This is a genomic window from Planctomycetia bacterium (genome assembly GCA_016795155.1).
Taxonomy (GTDB): Bacteria; Planctomycetota; Planctomycetia; order Gemmatales; family HRBIN36; genus JAEUIE01.
On record JAEUIE010000008.1, the window covers coordinates 166,712 to 182,360 of the forward strand.

The window sequence follows — 15,649 nt, forward strand, 5'->3', positions numbered from 1 at the left end:
GCGAATTACCTTAAGCCCACGATACGCCGGGCCTGTTCCATCGTGAGTTGAGCTTCATGACGTGCTTTCGCTGCACCCTGTTTCAATACCTGTTCAACATAGTCGAGATTGGCTGCCAATTCCTTGCGACGAGCCCGTGCTGGTGCAAAGTAGCCTTCAATCTTCTCCAGCAGCATCGTCTTGGAAGTGCCATACCCCATGCCACCTGCTAGATACTTGTCCGCCAGTTCCTGCTGTTCTGTTTCGCTCGCAAAGAGCTTGTAGAGTGCAAACACGTTGCAGGTATCCGGGTTCTTAGGCGCTTCCAGAGGCGTGCTGTCAGTGACAATGCTCATCACCGTCTTTTTCAGTGGCTTGCCTTCCGCAAAGATATCAATGGTATTCTGATAACTCTTGCTCATCTTCTTGCCATCAATGCCAGGCACTACTGCAGCAACATCCAGGCGGGCTTCAGGCAACGGGAACAGATCGGTCTGATACGTACTGTTGAAGGAACCAGCCATGTCGCGGGTCATTTCCAGATGCTGAACCTGATCCTGCCCGACCGGCACAAGGTTGGAACGGTATGCGAGAATATCAGCAGCCATCAGAATGGGGTACGTGAAAAGACCAACACTGGGCGAAATGCCTCGCGCCACCTTGTCCTTGTATGAATGTGCACGCTCTAACAATCCCATGCCTGCCACAGTGGAAAGAAACCAGGTTAGTTCGGTGACTTCAGGCACATCCGACTGTCGAAAGAAAGCAGCCTTGTTGGGATCGAGTCCCAGTGCCAGGTAATCGAGAGCCACATCACGCACATTGTCACGAAGCTGCTGCGGGTTCTGCAGCGTGGTCATGGCATGATAATCAGCAATGAAGTAGAAACTCTCGTTGGTATCCTGCAAAGCAATATGTTGGCGGATGGCGCCGAAGTAATTGCCCAGATGCAGCTTACCCGAAGGCTGCACGCCCGAAAGAACGCGTAATCGTTTGGAATTGGTGCTCATTCCAGCAGTATAGTACCTCGTGTTCTACTAGCTACTTAGTGACGTTGCTAGTTCCCTTCTACCCCTTGGGGAGAAGGGGTAGGGATGAGGGGTTTTATTCATGTTTAACCATGTTTGTTGACAACAGGGTTCAATACGATTTTATTCCCCTCACCCCCGGCCCCTCTCCCCAAGGGGGGAGAAGGGAGAACTTAGCTACTCGCTCCTTCTCGATACATCTGTCCCGTCTTCGAGCTTTCTGTTCAGGATTGACGACTCGTGGAACCCGTTGACAATGATGGTGTCTACGAAAAAGGAGCAAGTCATGTCGAGTAAGAAAGTAGTGGATATCGTTCGCAATGTCCCCCCACACTGGGTAGGCGATGGCTTTCCGGTACGCAGCCTGTTTTCCTATGCAGATCGCCCGGAGCGTACCGATCCGTTCCTGCTTTTTGACTATGCAGGCCCGGCACAATTTGAACCAGCCAAGAAACGGCGTGGCGTGGAAAAACATCCGCATCGTGGCTTCGAGACGGTGACCATTGTTTATCAGGGAGAGCTTTCCCATCGCGATTCAGGTGGCCATGCCGGGAACATTGGTCCAGGCGATGTGCAATGGATGACCGCTGCTTCAGGTGTGGTGCATGAAGAGTTCCACAGTGAACGATTCACGAGAATGGGGGGGCAGTTTGAAGTGGTGCAACTCTGGGTGAATCTGCCTGCCCGCGAGAAGATGAGCAAGCCCCGGTATCAGGAAATACTCGCTGCCCAGATTCCGACCGTGAAACTTCCAGCGGACAGCGGTGGCGTTCGAGTCATTGCTGGCGAATTGGAAGGCACCCGAGGCCCGGCAAAAACCGTTACGCCTGTCAACGTGTGGGATATGTTCCTGCACGCAGGCAGCACAGTTGAACTGCCGATTCCGAAAGGCCACTCCACCATGGTCGTGGTGCAGAAAGGCAGAGTCATGATCAGAGATGACACGCTGGTAGGTGTACAACTGGCGCATATGGATCGCGAAGGCGACAAGGTCAAACTGAATGCCGTGGTGAATTCGCAGCTAGTGGTACTGACCGGCGAGCCGCTCAATGAACCCATCGTAGGCCACGGCCCGTTTGTCATGAACAGCCGGGAAGAAATCAGCGAAGCCATCCGCGACTACCAGGCGGGGAAGATGGGGATGCTGCGATAACGACTTCTCCCCCGGAGATGCATTCTCCCCTGGAGATATTTTCTCCCTTCTCCCCTGGCGGGAGAGGGGCTGGGGGTGAGGGGGTTGCAATCGAATGCGCTCTCGCGGCCCTCGGCACGGGTCTTCCGACCCCGCTGATTTGGTTCAATTCAGACAGCCGAGAGCTCCCATTGCCGCGCCTTTCGTGCGAGTGCCTCTGCCAGTGTTGGCCAGTCGTGGAGTGTGGCCGGATCGAAATCGGCACCGTTTGGCCAAACCAGTGTGTGGACTTCAAGATCAATCTTCACTTGATTGAACAGGGCTAACTCCCGCAACGGGCCGTAAAGCTCGCCGAACAAAACCGGCTCAAAGTTGATCACCTGATCTGTCTGGTCATCAAATTGTACGTGCAAGGTATAAGGCGCTACCGTTTGGAACGACTTCACGCGGTAGATAGGATGCATCGACATCTTCATCACTCCAGAGGATCAATCGGCAAAGGCGATTGTCCCGCCTGCAATCGTGCCCAATCAGCGAGCAGTTCTTCCTGGTGAAGCTCTGCCCATGCCTCCACAAGACGGCGCTGGCGTCTCGGGAGTTCACCGGCGATCAATTCGACTGGATCGAGCCCAATGATTGCCACATCGTCTTGATAGTAAGCATGAAAATGTGGCAGGTGGTGTGGTACTCCAACCTCCATGTACATGCGAATGATGATGCCAAAAAAGCGACTGAGTTCCGGCATGGTGATATTCTATCGTCTGTGTACTCTATCTGCAATTCTTGATTCACGTGCCACTGGTCGCCTCACAGAGGAGACCTGCGAGCACCTCAGTTGGTTATCCAAAAATAGACAATGATCAGGCAAACGATCACACCGAGAATAAGCCACCAGGGTTTCCGGGAGACTGATGCATCTTCCTCCAAAATAAAGTGTTCGCAATACGGGCAACGTTGAGCGTCTTCGTGAATGTGCTTGCGACAATAGGGACAGGGTATCGTTGCTTCTTCATCGTCAGAGTAGTCACGCTCCTCGTCGTCATCCCAATCATCTTCAGCGACATGGCGAGGTATAAAGAACTCCACATTCACCATAATTGGACAATGAGTTACGTTTCGTTACTTGTCCTTCATGGGTGCCACCGTTTGCGTACTCGCTGACGGTGCGCGGCTTGCAATCAACGAAGCACCGTCACTGTGGCACTCGTGCGGTTCCGTATTGTTAAATATGTATAATTTTTAGTGACTATTTGAGATCTCCTATGACGATTGATCAGCTGAAGTTTCCTCTCATTTCAAGATTGCTCATTCGATCAAGTGATCTTGCACTTAAAGCAAAGCTCTTGATTGACAATGCACATAAGTTGCTAACCTTCTCGCCTTCAAGCTTTCCAAGTGGAACTGACCATACAGCTACTCATACTATTACGGTCGAACAAATTGCTGAAATGCTACTACCTGAGTCGCTAGTAGCCAAATTGACGGATGAAGAGTTGTTCTTTCTTGTCTTAGCATGCCACTACCATGATCTTGGAATGGTAGGCACTGTCGAAGCTGATCGTGATGAGGAAGGTCGTAAGCAAACGAGACATGCACATGCCTTAACAATTGGAGAGAGATTAAAAGAACACTGGCAAGTGCTTGGGTTTAGTACTCAAAGAGAAGCCGAGATTCTTGGTGAGGTATGTAGAGGCCACCGACCAAACAGATTGAAAGGCGTGGCAAATTGGGATGATCTCCATACTGAAATGATACTAGCCCCAGGAGTATCGATTAGAACGCGTCTTGTGGCCGGTCTTATTTACTGTTCAGATGAATTACATCTTGGTGGGGACAGAACTCCGAAGCTAATTGAGCAATACCGTGAAGTAACCCAGCCCGATGCTCTAAAGCATTGGAAAAGGCATGGGATGATTTCAGGTCCAAGTATACTTGGGGAAGGACGTTTCACATTTGACGTAGCGCCTAAGTCAGCTGTAGCCGAGGAAGACTTACGGGCCAATGTATTTGCAAAGGGCTTAAGCGCAAGACGAGATCTAGTTGGACTACTAAAGCAATCCAATATCACAATAGAGCCAAGAAAAGTTTATGTTAATTGGGATCGAACTGGAATTTGGAAGTCTTTAATCACAGTATGCTTGGCATCTTTTCCCAACCCAATTAGCGAAGATGAATTAGTAAACGCCGTCTTAGAAGAATGGAGCAAGCAAACTACCAAGTTCACGAATTTGATAGAACTTTGCCAAGAAGAGGAGCGAGACCAAACTTTGGACGTGAGACGCGCCATTAGTAAGGAAGTGACAAAGGGCAGTATCGATCAGAATTCCAAAGGCATAAGCCTATCTCTCCAAAAAAAGAACGCAGACAAGTTCTTTGAATTGATGCGTGAGATCGATAAGATTGATGAATTATTCGCTGGAAGGTACCGCATAGGGTGGGAAACTCGCTTATTTGAAAGTCCATTTGGAAGAGCATATGTAGAGAAGAATGTTCTCCCAGCAATCGAAAGAGTGTTTACCGTATCATTTGCTTACGAACCATCACTTAACGAAATAAGAACCATATTACGCTATTCGCCATCTGCTGTTAGAGTAGCAGAGGTTTATCAGCCAAGTACATCAACTGTTTGCAAAGAAGAATTATTAAGGTTGGCAGTGATCACTGGTGGCATGTATGACTTGTTCAACGACACTTCACGAATACTTGAGCCTGAATTTCGTAAAGCGATTTGGTCGACAGTAAAGGGCAATGACCAGTTAGAGACGTCGCTACGATGGGTCGAAGAAATGACATTAGTAGGGGCGTATGACCCTGAACAGATAGAAGGCTTGCTCATTCCTTCCAGCGCGGAACAAAGAGCAATGGAAACACCAAAATCGAGTAATGAGAAAACAACAATACATTTTACACAAACAATTCCCAATAAGGCCCCTGCGGCCGCAACACTAATGTCTTATTTGGTAGTTGCCAGTGGCCGTTCGGGAAAGCCTTTGACAATTGCTGCCGAGACAGATGGGGTACTTACTGCAGACATAAAAAGTGCCGAGACAGAAATTTCAGGGGGTAAGACCATACGATCAATACGATTTGCGCCGGAAAGGCCTAGAGTAGTCCCGTCTGTCACTTGCCCTGCGATCTTAGACTACGACGAGGCTTCGAACACAATCCGCTTCTTGCTGTATCCGCTTTCAGATCCAGTCGGCGATCAATGTCCGCTCTTACTGAAACTTCCAACGCCGAACAAGAATAATCCGATGACTATGGTGACATTTACATGGTCTCTGCGGTGGGACAGAATGCAAATTAAGCACCTAAAACAAATCGCATATCTCAATTCCATATCCAGAAGCAGAGCCTTCCGTATCGAATCAGTATTAGCGAGCGACGGTCGTACAATTGGAGTATCCAATGCGACTGGGCTTGAGGAGGGGTTATTTCCACTTCCTTCCTGGCTTTACCTACTCTTGGACGCACTTGAAGGACAAGATGAATCTCTTGCGATCCCAATATTCGTGATTCAGGAAGAACTACAGAAAGTTGCACTGCAAGATACTGCTCAAAAACTAGACTATTGGAAGGAATTTAGAAGCAGCAAGAAAATTTTGGGCACTGCAATCGTTCTTCAGTTCGCTACTTCGGCTGGCAAAGTCTATTTTGAAGAAACGCTTAAGACTCAACCAGGGAGATTATTTAGCGCGCCAAGAATTGATAGTCCAGATATTTCTCAAACTGAATTAGAGAAAAAATGGGATGAAGGAAAGGAGTTCTTTCAATTAACTTCTTATTACAATAAGGATATCTATGAATTAGGGGAAATACTCAGGAATTGGAGCACTGGTGATGGGGCGGATTTTCCGCTTCACTTTTCTTCATCCGGGTCGCCACCGCTATATGTCAAAAGCATGCTCTCAGTCACATTTCATCCCATTTGCAACACTGAGTGGGACGACATCCAACGAGTTGTTTTCCTTCTTAGACCAGTGAACGAGCCTGAAGGGTACTCAATGGAAGCGACGTACTGGGAATCGAAGGGGGATAAGAAGCGAGCTGAGCTGGCTCGTGAAATTGCCGATAGGAAAGCAAAGTTTGAAAAAGAGGTTGACGAGAAGCCCCAAGGTGTAGAGTGATTTTGACCTAATTGTTACCCTTGAATCCCCCCTGGTTCCCCCTATCATACCCTCACTTCACATCCTCTCGGCTGCTTCGTTTGCCATTGGTGTGCTGCCAGGTCCAATGGCTTTTCGTTGAACGCACTGTGTGTTCCTTCAATTGGTCCTGGGTATATATCCCCACGGGACTGTTATGACTTTTACTGAACTCGGCCTAGCCGAGCCCATCCTTCGCGCTGTTACGAAGGAAGGCTACACCGTTCCTACGCCCATCCAGGCGCAGACGATTCCCCATTTACTCGAAGGCAAAGATGTCCTGGGCAATGCCCCCACGGGCACCGGCAAGACCGCCGCCTTCGCTCTGCCCATTCTTCATCGACTGAGCAAAGGCAAACGACCCGAAACCGGGCCACGACCGACTCGTTGCGTCATCCTGTCGCCTACTCGCGAACTCGCTGTACAGATCGACGAAGCATTCTATTCCTATGGCCACTACACCTCGCTGCGCGGCGCGGTGATCTACGGCGGCGTGGGCTATCAGCCCCAGATCATGTCGCTGCGACGAGGCGTTGATATTCTCATCGCCACGCCGGGCCGACTGGTCGATCTGATGAACCAGGGACTGGTCGATTTCAGCAAGGTAGAAATCTTTGTCCTCGATGAAGCAGACCGCATGCTCGACATGGGCTTTGAACCCGATCTCCGCAAGATCATGGCACAGTTACCCAAAGCTCGTCAATCGGTTCTCTTCTCCGCCACCATGCCACGAGAAATTGAGCAACTGGCCAAGTCGATGCTGAAACATCCGGTGCATGTCACCATCGAAGGGCCCAAGCTCGAAAAAGGGCTGATTGAAGAATCCGTTTGCTTCATTCCTCAGAAACAGAAGAGTCAGTTCCTGATCCACGTGCTGTCGCAAGCCGAAGTCAACCGGGTGCTGGTGTTTACCCGCACCAAGCACGGCGCTGACCGAGTGGTGAAACATCTTGCCAAGTCTGGAATTGCCGCTGAGGCTCTGCATGGCAACAAGACGCAGGCGAGCCGCAACCGCACGATGCAGAATTTCCGCACCAGCCGCACCAAGGTGGTGGTAGCCACCGATGTCGCTGCCCGTGGCATCGATGTCGATAACATCAGCCATGTGGTCAACTACGATCTGCCGATGGAACCCGAAACCTATGTGCATCGCATTGGTCGAACAGGCCGAGCCGGTGCCAAGGGTGTTGCCATCAGTTTCTGTGATATGGATGAGCAGAAGTTCCTTCGCAACATCGAACGATTGACGAAGAAGAAGATTCCCGTAGATCGCTCACCTCGGCCAGAATTCAAAGTGATACCTCACGACCCAATCGAGCATCACGAAGTGCGCGAACGCCAGCAACGCGAAATCGATCCGCGGCGACACAACGCCAAGCGAAGCAGCCAGGGCCACGAAGGCAAACGCAAGCCAGGTGGCAAAACAGCCCACAACAAACGTGGCGAAAAGCTGGTCTCATCGCCCAAACGCTGGCGGTAAACAGACTAGGATACTTGACTATTCTTCACACCAATGGCGTTGCCATCGGTGTGTTATTTTTGTTGCACTGTGTCTGGCCACTCCAACAAGGCGTGGCCATTATTTTTTCAGTGCTGCTTCCACCTCGGCACGCACTTGCCCCAGAAGGATGTCTTTGGGGAAACGCTGGAAATAGCGTGTTGTTGCAGCAAGGTGCTCACGGGCCTTCGCTACTTCACCGAGCTTGGCGTAAACCAGTGCCAGGTAGAGATGGTACTGGGCAGGTTCATCAATATGACGACGACGGGCGAAGGCTTCGGTGAGCAAATCACGGGCTTCCGGCAGACGGTTCTGCCGGAGGCGTAATATGCCCAATGTTGGATCGGAAGTTTGCTTTTGGAGTTGGTATGTAGCGTAGTATCGAGTGAGTTCTTCACAACGTGCCAGATTGCGCAACGATGTGACAGGGCATTCGAGAATTCTCATTGAATAGCTAGTTGCGATATCAAACCGATTTCCAGTCTTCTTGAGAACTTGTTCGTATGTTGAATAGAATTGATTAAATGCCTGGACTGCCTCTTCACTTTGTTTGAGATTATGGAAGGCAATGCCTTGTTGAAAATAAAGACATGCCAGTATACTCGCGTGACTGGGCACGTCTGGGTACTGCTGGATGAGTTGCTGATGCAGACCGATCAATTCTGAAAGCAACTCCTGTGCATTAATCAATTCCCCGTGTTGCATGTACCAAACGGCAAGTAGTCTGGTACCATCAGATGTCACTATACGATAATCAATACGCTTTGGGCTTTCTCGCTTGAAGGCCATGTCGAGCTCATGAATTTGGCGAAGGAGTTCGTAACGAATCTGGTCTTTTTCCTCCATCGTGGCGTAAACTCGTTCCATGTTGATGATGCAGCCTGCAAACCGTATCCGCGCTTGCGGATCATTAGGGTAGAGTGTATAGAGTTGCTGATAAATCTGGAGTGCCTGACGGTTCAGATCATCTGCCTGTAGAGTATGACCTTGCATTTCTTCTAAATGCCCCATAAAAGTCAGCGAGTCGGCATACAACCCCAATATGCTATGTCGTTGTGGAAATCGATTAACCAGATCACGTAGAACCTGGATATACTCCAGTCTGTAAGCACGTGATTCTTCTACTTTGTTTTTGGATGCACAGATTCTACCCAGGCTGCGAAGAACATAACTGAGTTCGATGTTCATCTCTGCTGAAGGATATAATTCAACATATCTTCGTGTCTCCTGAAGTAGCTGGAAAGATTGTTTTTCATCCTCCTCCGATAGCCCTAAGTCTTGCAGTGTTGCCTCCAGCTGTCGTCGCGCCCGTAGATACTGCAGCGTGATCTGTTCATCCTGAAGTTCGCGAACGACTGGATCAAAAGATGCAATCGCTTGGCGCAGCAGTTCGACCTGGGCTCGCTGCATGCCGGGTACTTTGGAGATACTCATGGCATGTTCGATTATCTGCACCGCAGACTTCTTGGCGGTTTCCAGCGAAATGAAAGCCTTCCGCCAATAGAAACCAATGGCGACCAGGCTGGTGATGATAGTAGCGAGTAGTACTGCTCCCATAATCGCCATGCCGGGGCGTCGTCTGGCCCAGAGCCAGCCACGCTTCCAGAGGGGTGTCGGTCTGGCAAGAATCGGTTGACCAGCGAGGAGTCGCTTGCATTCTTCTACAAGCTCTCCAGCATTCTGATACCGATCGGAAGGATTCTTGTGCAAGGCATGTAGGCAAATGGTTTCCAGATCACGAGATACCGCCGGGTTCAGTCGCCTGGGTGAGACAGGCTCATCCTGTAACATCAAAGTGACCAGTTGCAATGGCGATTCCGACCGGAATGGTGGGCGGCCTGTCAGTAGTGTGTACAGCACCGCACCCAGGGCATAGACATCGGTAGCAGGAGTGGTTTCGCCCTTTTTGCCAGTCGCCTGTTCGGGAGACATGTATTCCGGAGTACCCAGCACCATGGCTGTCCGCGTCAACCCACTGGACTGTTCCCAGCGTCGGGCCAGGCCAAAGTCCACTACCACGACCCGCCGATCCTGCGTCACCAGGACATTACTTGGTTTCAGGTCGCGATGGATGATACCTCGTTTGTGGGCAGATGCCATTGCTTCGCAGACCTGTAGCCATAACTGCACCCGCTCCATGACACGCAGTTTGTTCGAGTCTGCATAGGAATCAATATGCTCCCCCGGCACATGCTCCATGACCAGGTAAGGCCGATCATCGGGCAGGATGCCACCATCGAGCAGCTTCGCAATGCCGGGATGGTGCAGATCGGCAAGTACTTGTCGTTCTTCATGGAATCGTGCTGCACCGGAACCCAGACGCAGATCTGCTACCTTGATGGCTACATCCTGTTCGTACGGCACCTTGCGGCGTGCATGATAAACGCTCCCCATGCCACCCCGGCCAATCAGTCTGATCACTTCGTAAGGCCCCACGCAAGTGCCCATCAGCACGTCTCGCTCTCCTGTTCCTGACCGGGGAGTAAAGAACGATTCTGCTTGAGCCAGACTATCGTAACGAAGCAGTTCCTCCACTTCCTGACGAACGGTATCTGCCGTCTCATGCTGTGTGTACCAGGTGGTACGCTCGCTGGGTGACAGTCGGCATACTGCTTCAAAGATGATTTGAATTTCGTTATTTGATTTTGAGGTCATGACGCCTCCATATCCAGTTCGCGGCGAAGCCAGCCGCGGGCCATGCGAAAATCACTTTCCACGGTGCTTAGCGATATTTCCAATCGAACGGCGACATCTGCTTGAGGCAAACCCTCCAGCACATGTAACATGACTACTTCCGAAGCGCGAGGCATTTTGTCAGACAGCTTTTCCAAAAGTTCAAGTAGTTCCACCGGTGAAAGCAGTTTGGCTGATTCAATTCCCAGAATGGAAGAACGCATAGGCTGACGTTCGAATTCTCCCCCCGCCTTGAGACTTTGCCGATGTCTTTCGTGATCAATCAGCACATGCTTCATCGCCAGGCGAATTGTCGCGAAATAATGATGGCGATCTTTCAGCCTCGCTACTGCATCGCTGTTCAGAAAGTACTGCATGGCCTCGTGGGCCAGAGCTGTGGGCTGCAGTGTGTGATCCGGCCGCTCCCCCTTGAGCGCCAGCTCCGCCATTCTGCGGACTTCCTGGTAGGTCACAGCTAGTAATTCACCGGCTGCGCGCGCATCTCCAGCCTGGACCGCCTGCAAGAGGGCGGTTATCTCGTTATTCCGATTTTCCTGACTTCCACTCATGAAATTTTCAAGGCTCCTGAGGGTGGATTACGCTTGTAGTTCATGAGGGCGGTAGTAGTGGATTGAGGATCATACCATCGGATTTGCATAATGTGCAATGCATTAGCTTCGCTTTTCTCCAAAAGCTGTAATCAGGGCACTTTTCGCGTTCAGGAAGAGCCACGAACTCTGCAGTTCAGTTGAATTGAATCAGTAAATGTCCGAGTTACAAATGTACCGCGGATGAGTTGGGCCGCGTTTATGCTGTGGTACTGAATCTGTCGATTATTCTGAAAATTCTCATTTCTCCCAAGGTTCGAACTGGGGATTACGCTTACGTCTTTAGTAGATCTTTTTTTTGACTTCGCCCCCATCCTGGAGTCAGCACTGATGGCCGCATTCACCTGGTTTCGTTCACAGCGTCGTAGCAGCAAGAATTTATTGGTAACTCAGCAGCCTCGTCCTAACCTGAGAAAGACATTGCTGAATCTGGAGTGGCTGGAAGACCGACTGGCACCGGCTGTTTATACAGTGACCAACAGCAATGACAGTGGGGCGGGATCCTTGCGACAGGCCATTATGGAAGCGAATCTCAATTCGGGTGCAGATACGATCATATTCGCTATGGGTTCGGGGTCGCAGACTATTTCCCCATCTTCTGCACTCCCTGCCATCACAGGGCCAGTAACCATCGATGGAACGACGCAACCTGGTTATTCGGGTACCCCAATCATTGAGTTGAATGGAAGTAACGCTGGTGCGGGAGCGAGTGGTTTCTTTATCACTGGCGGAAACACAACGATACGTGGACTCGTGATTAATCGATTCAGCGATAAAGGAATACGAATTGTTTCTCATGGCAATATTATTGTTGGCAATTACATTGGATTAAATGTCGCTGGTGATGCATTACTTAGTAATGGCGCTGAAGCAATCGGCGTTCAAGGTGCAAATAATGTTGTAGGCGGGTGGTCTAGTTCGGATCGAAATGTAATGGCTGGGTCAACCGGTAGTTCCAGCATTGGTATTTATGGTACCTCCGCCATAAATAACGTCGTGATGGGCAACTATGTAGGTACCAATTCTTCAGGCAACGCCATTTTAGGCGCTTTTGGAGACTGCATTAATATCAGCGGAGGGGCTAGAGATAATTTAATAGGCACCAATGGTGATGGGATGAACGATGCCTCCGAACGCAATGTACTTGCCGGTGCGACTTTCATGGGAGTAGCAATTTATGGACCAGGCACCAACAACAATATTGTGGCGGGGAATTACATTGGTACCAATTCAGAAGGCACTGCACCACTAGGTAATCGCTTCGGAGGTGTTGCACTGGGATATGCAGGAGTAGGTGGTCCATCGTTCAACCGTATTGGCACCAACGCCGATGGGATTGCCGATGATGTAGAGCGGAATGTCATCTCGGGAAATCCATACGGTGTCCTTTTTGGATTTGGCGGTGGTAATGGTGTCACAGGAAATACTGTTGCGGGCAATTTCATTGGGACGGATCCTACGGGATCCGTGGCATTGCCCAATACGTTTGATGGCATCGTGCTATTCGATGGGGCCAAAAATAATGTAGTGGGAGGTTTGTCAGCACCTGCTGGAAATGTGATTGCGTTTAATGGCCGCTGGGGCGTTGGGGTTCTTGGAGCCACCACAACCGGCAACACCATTTCTGGCAACAGCATCCATCACAATACCCAGCGCGGAATTGACCTGGGCGGAAATGGGGTAACTCTTAATGATCCAGGTGATTTAGATTCTGGCGCCAATGATTATGTAAACTTCCCTACGTTGTCACGCATTGTTCCTGGTGCCACTACCCATGTACTCGGTCATTATTTTGGTGCAGCCAGCACTACACTGACGCTTGAATTTTTTGCCAATACAACTGCTGATCCTTCAGGCTATGGAGAAGGTGAACGGTTTCTGGGATATACCACAATAACGACTGATTCCAATGGACAAGCATCATACGATGTCGTGTTGCCTTCCATGACCGTTTCAGGAGAAGCCATCTCAGCCACAGCTACAGATTCATCAGGCAATACATCGGAATTTTCGCGAACAGTACTTACGAATCTGGCTCCCGTCGCACAGGCAAATGGTCCTTACTTCGTAGCAGAGGGGAGTGACATCACCCTCTCCAGCACAGGTTCGAGTGATGTGGATGGTTGGATCGTCAGTTATGAGTGGGATTTCGATTACCAAGGAGACCTGTTTGATGTTAATTCTACTGGTGAATCGCCAACTTTTTCGGCCTTGAACCTCGATGGCAATTCATCCCGAACTGTAGCACTACGAGTGACTGATAACCTTGGTACAAGTTTAATAAGCACTGCAACGGTTAACATTACAAATGTTGTTCCAACTGCGACCGTGACAGGTCCTGTGGATGGTACTCCAAGCCAGGCACGAACATTTACATTATCCGCAACAGATCCGGGGATATCCGATTCCACCGCTGGATTCACCTTCCAGATCAATTGGGGAGATGGGGAATTTCAGACGGTACTTCCCACTTCAGGAAATGGTAGTGGTATTACCCTGGACCATAGTTATGCCAATACCGGTACTTATACCGTGACGGTCACTGCGACCGACAAGGATGGTGGAATCAGCAGTGTACATTCACACTCAATCACCATTACAAGTACTGGATTGCAAGACGATCCACTTGATCCGGGTAATAGGCTTCTGGCAATAGGAGGAACGCCTGGCGATGACTTGATTCAAGTTACACCGGGCCCTCATGATACGGTGAGAGTGCTGTTCAATGGGATTGTCGCAGCATCCTACTCCTTGAACAGTGTGCCACCTCTCGGTCGGATTGTGATCTATGGAGGTGCAGGCAACGATAGTTTGCAAGTTGTAAGCAGCATCAACCTCAGTGTTTGGTGTTATGGTGGCACGGGAAATGATCAACTTTATGGTGGTAAAGGGAACGATGTCTTAGTTGGTGGGCCAGGATTGGACCAACTGAATGGTAATCAGGGACGTGATATACTTATCGGAGGAGAAGCATCAGATTCCTTGTTCGGTGGACCGGATGATGATTTGATCATTGGTGGAACGACAGCATACGACACTCTTGACTTAGCGCTTCGACGGATCTGGTCAGAATGGAATTCTACCCGTGGGTATCATATCCGCGTCGCCAATTTGCGAGGCACCGGTAGTGAACCTCAGGCTAATGACGGTTATTTTCTGAAGTCTGATGGACCAGAACAGACAGTCTTCAATGATGGTGCTGGCGATACACTCCGTGGTGATTCCGGTCTTGACTGGTTCTTTGCCAGTTCATCTGGGATCTTGGATATCATTTTAGATTTGATCAGCCAGGAACAGAAAGATGACCCAATTTAGGGTTACCGTAGGAAAGGTGTGCCCCGGTCTTTCAGAGCGGAGAATCATGTTCGCGATTCGACGCACATCGTGGTAGGTAATAGCTAATAATTCTTCGGCAGCGTGCGTATTACCACCGTGCACCGCTTGAAGAATGGCTGTAATCTGATGATCTGACGGAATCTGGCTTCCACTCATGAAAAAATCAAGGCTCCTGAGGGTGGATTGCGCTTATTGTTCATGAGGGGAGATTGTTTCGAAAGCGGATCATACCATCCGGTTAGCCGCGATGGCAAGCCTTTCATCCTATGTAACTAACCAAATCCTTGTTCTTCTGCTGGAAGTGCAATGATTCTTCCGTTTCCGTGTTGTTGAGCATTTCCAGGACGTTATCAATGAAGCACTGCTTTGGGTTTGTATTGAGTTCATTTCTTGCCGCGACTGCCTATACTTCGCTTACCGCACAGGATGTCGGGGCAATCGCCTCAGGCAATTGGTCAAATTCCAGTATCTGGACAACGAATACTGTTCCCGGGGCTGCGAACAATGTCTACATCGGCAGCGCATACCCCGGTGGTTCGATCAACACAGCCACGGTGACTTTGACCCAGAATCACTCTGCTAACAACATTTATCTTGGCAATGGTGCGGGTACCAATGGCACGTTGGACCTTGGCAACTTCGTGCTGACAGCCAATTCACTGAATATTGGGAGCGGAGGAACCGGAAGTGTTACGCGTGGGACTGGGAGTTTTCAGGTTGGTGTTATCAACATTTCGAATGCGAACACAATATTGTCCACCACTAGTGATGTTGTAAATACAAGTATCATACTATCTAGCAACAGTAGCTTGTCGCTGTCGGTATCTCAGGTGCTGACCGGTTACGTTGCTGTGAGTTCAGGAAGTACTCTGACCACGGGCGGCAATATCACTGCGACAGGTGGATATTGGGTTAGTTCAGGGGGAAGCCTGACACTTGGTGGCCATTTAGCTACATCCGGCGATGGCTATAGTAGCAATGGCTACATCGATTTGCGAGATGCCGGCTCGGTTCTGAATGCCCAAGGTCATGATATCACCGGATACGCTCTCCAGATCGGCTGGAACAGCCCAGGTGCTACCTTGCTCAATCGAGGCAACCTAACGCTTGAGCATTTGTATGTTCCTGACCAGGCGTTTCAGTTGAGTGCATCAGACCATGTAGCACATTTTCACTTACGCAACGGTTCCACTAACCTGGGAACGGGCGCTTCCGTGACGGGATTGTACCTGGACAACTCATCGGCAACG

At 50.0% G+C, this 15,649-nt stretch carries 11 protein-coding genes; 5 read left to right on the plus strand and 6 right to left on the minus strand.

Translation table 11 applies throughout. The annotated features are described in order from the left end of the window. Positions 1–5: 5 nt before the first annotated feature. Positions 6–989, minus strand: coding sequence for a tryptophan--tRNA ligase (trpS, locus tag JNJ77_04425; protein MBL8821812.1), 984 nt, complete (start codon positions 987–989; stop codon positions 6–8). Positions 990–1,293: 304 nt separating this feature from the next. Between trpS and JNJ77_04430 the strand changes: the two genes are divergently transcribed. Continuing rightward, positions 1,294–2,160 carry a pirin family protein gene (locus tag JNJ77_04430; protein MBL8821813.1) on the plus strand — a complete coding sequence of 289 codons (867 nt, stop codon included), beginning with the start codon at positions 1,294–1,296 and terminating at the stop codon, positions 2,158–2,160. A 149-nt stretch (positions 2,161–2,309) separates the two neighbouring features. On the opposite strand, the gene JNJ77_04435 is transcribed toward JNJ77_04430, so the two are convergent. After that, a complete protein-coding gene (locus JNJ77_04435) occupies positions 2,310–2,603 on the minus strand; it encodes a DUF2442 domain-containing protein (GenBank protein ID MBL8821814.1) in 294 nt (97 codons plus the stop codon). An 11-nt stretch (positions 2,604–2,614) separates the two neighbouring features. Further along, positions 2,615–2,845: a DUF4160 domain-containing protein gene (locus JNJ77_04440; protein MBL8821815.1), complete on the minus strand. Its 231-nt coding sequence runs from the start codon at positions 2,843–2,845 to the stop codon at positions 2,615–2,617. A gap of 556 nt (positions 2,846–3,401) precedes the next feature. Here JNJ77_04440 and JNJ77_04445 point away from each other — a divergent pair. Then, positions 3,402–6,266, plus strand: a complete 2,865-nt coding sequence (locus tag JNJ77_04445; GenBank protein ID MBL8821816.1) for an HD domain-containing protein — start codon at positions 3,402–3,404, stop codon at positions 6,264–6,266. 175 nt (positions 6,267–6,441) lie between these two features. Beyond that, entirely contained in the window at positions 6,442–7,764 is a 1,323-nt protein-coding gene (locus JNJ77_04450; GenBank protein MBL8821817.1) for a DEAD/DEAH box helicase, read from the plus strand. A 99-nt stretch (positions 7,765–7,863) separates the two neighbouring features. Here JNJ77_04450 and JNJ77_04455 read toward each other — a convergent pair whose 3' ends face one another. Together JNJ77_04455 and JNJ77_04460 are read right to left on the minus strand one after the other, a co-directional pair. After that, the gene (locus JNJ77_04455) at positions 7,864–10,437 is read right to left on the minus strand and encodes a protein kinase (protein MBL8821818.1); all 2,574 of its coding nucleotides are present in this window, start codon (positions 10,435–10,437) and stop codon (positions 7,864–7,866) included. Beyond that, entirely contained in the window at positions 10,434–11,024 is a 591-nt protein-coding gene (locus JNJ77_04460) for a hypothetical protein (protein ID MBL8821819.1), read from the minus strand. Before JNJ77_04460 ends, JNJ77_04455 begins: the two co-directional genes overlap by 4 nt. Before the next feature lie 369 nt (positions 11,025–11,393). Between JNJ77_04460 and JNJ77_04465 the strand changes: the two genes are divergently transcribed. Beyond that, positions 11,394–14,378 (plus strand): PKD domain-containing protein, encoded by a 2,985-nt coding sequence (locus tag JNJ77_04465; protein ID MBL8821820.1) that lies wholly within the window; start codon positions 11,394–11,396, stop codon positions 14,376–14,378. On the opposite strand, the gene JNJ77_04470 is transcribed toward JNJ77_04465, so the two are convergent. Continuing rightward, positions 14,337–14,555, minus strand: coding sequence for a hypothetical protein (locus JNJ77_04470; GenBank protein MBL8821821.1), 219 nt, complete (start codon positions 14,553–14,555; stop codon positions 14,337–14,339). The two genes, JNJ77_04465 and JNJ77_04470, sit on opposite strands and share 42 nt — an antisense overlap. 653 nt (positions 14,556–15,208) lie before the next feature. On the opposite strand from JNJ77_04470, the gene JNJ77_04475 reads away from it, so the two are divergent. Beyond that, positions 15,209–15,649 (plus strand): hypothetical protein (locus JNJ77_04475; GenBank protein MBL8821822.1); only part of this gene is annotated, 441 nt, incomplete at its 3' end.